Below are 1591 nucleotides of genomic sequence, written 5' to 3'. Positions count from 1 at the left end.
TCGGACTTGAGCACGCAGGTGCTGAGTTTAAGCGAGCAGCTGCGCCGCTTGTCCGGGAACTGAATGCCATCGAGGAGAAGGCTGTACTGGAGTATCAGCGTCAGAACGAGCTGGAGCTGACGCTCCGACAGAAGCAGAAGAGTTTCGATGGTCCGAAGATGAGGTGACAGCCCGCACGAAGAAGGGCTCATCGCGTTCCTGCTAAATAGGCTGACTACCGGAATGGTAGTGACTTATCCCGGAGGAAGTGATGAAAATTCTCAACGTTATTGAAGCCCTGCTGAACTGTTTTTACCTGGTGATGGAGCTGTGTGAGTTGCCGGAGAGGCATTTGCCGGTTTTTAAGGCGTTCGCGCTGATTTTAGTGTGACTTTACGCGCCATGCATCTGGCTGCATGACTATGCATCAGTGTAATATCCAGCGGCTGCGTTTTCGGTGTTTTTTCGTCATGTCTGTCGCCACTTTCTCGCGTCTGGCACCGGAAACGCAGCCAACCCCGTTTCAGCGGTGCGGGCAACGGATGTTATGGTAAATCCAGCTGATTGGCAGGTACAAAAAAAGCCCCGCAGGGCTTTTTTGTACCTTATTGATCTGCACACTTTGCAGCCTTCAGGGCTTCCAGCTGATTTAGCCGGTTAGCTGCTTTTTTGCGGGCTTCGCCTTTTGCCATGCCATTTCCTATCCCAAAATCACCCAGGAAACCTAATACGGTGCGCCCGTCAAATTCGCCGGTTGCCTCAATTTCTTGTTGTACACTGCGCGTTTTGGCGATTTCCAGAGCTACCGCTTTGCAATCCATTGCGGAAGATTCTGGACCGGTGACGTTCGCGGCCTGTGGATATTGCTTTGTTGCGCATCCTGCCATGATCAGCGCTGCCGATAGGATGAATATTTTTTTCAAAATTATCCTTATTTATTTAGGCATAGTTAAGAAATACCCATTTTATCATTTAGGCATAGTTAAGAGATACCCATTTTATCGGCAGGAAATGAGGGTTTTTTAGTTGAATTTTGGGAGGGGCAAGGTTCCATATTGGTCGAGGATTCTGGAGCTGACCGGCAACGGCCAGCGCGGCTATGGGCCATGCGGTGGTTGAGCATAGAAAGGATCTTCTTGAGTTCCTTTTTTTCTACGCGTAATCTCTTGCTCTGAAAACGAAAAAACCACCTGGGGAGGTGGTTTTTCGAAGGTTCAGTAAACCGGCAAGTTTCTGAACCGTGGTAACAGTCTTGTGCGAGACGTGTCACCAAATCTGTCCTTCCAGTGTAGCCGTAGTAATGGCACCACTTCAAGAACTCTCACAACATCTCTCGCACATCCTGTTTACCAGTGGCTACTGCCAATGGCGATTTGTCGTGCCTTTTCGGGTTGGACTCAAGTTGATAGTTACCGGAAAGAGCGTGGTAGTCGGACTGAACGGGGGGTTCGTGCATACAGTCCAGCTTGGAGCGAACTGCCTTCCCGGAACCGAGTGTCAGGCGTGGAATGAGAAACCGCGGCCATAACAGCGGAATGACACCGGTAAACCGAAAGGCAGGAACAGGAGAGCGCACGAGGGAGCCACCAGGGGGAAACGCCTGGTATCTTTA

At 50.5% G+C, this 1591-nt stretch carries 1 protein-coding gene; it reads right to left on the bottom strand.

The features are described from left to right. Positions 1-584 precede the first annotated feature (584 nt). Positions 585-902 (bottom strand): hypothetical protein, encoded by a 318-nt coding sequence (locus tag DW56_RS19490; protein ID WP_023224510.1) that lies wholly within the window; start codon positions 900-902, stop codon positions 585-587. Between the last annotated feature and the right edge of the window lie 689 nt (positions 903-1591).

The sequence above is a fragment of the Franconibacter helveticus LMG 23732 genome (assembly GCF_000463115.2).
GTDB classification, from domain to species: domain Bacteria; phylum Pseudomonadota; class Gammaproteobacteria; order Enterobacterales; family Enterobacteriaceae; genus Franconibacter; species Franconibacter helveticus.
Note: the sequence above shows the minus strand (reverse complement) of the source record. Positions and strands in the feature narration are given on the sequence as shown.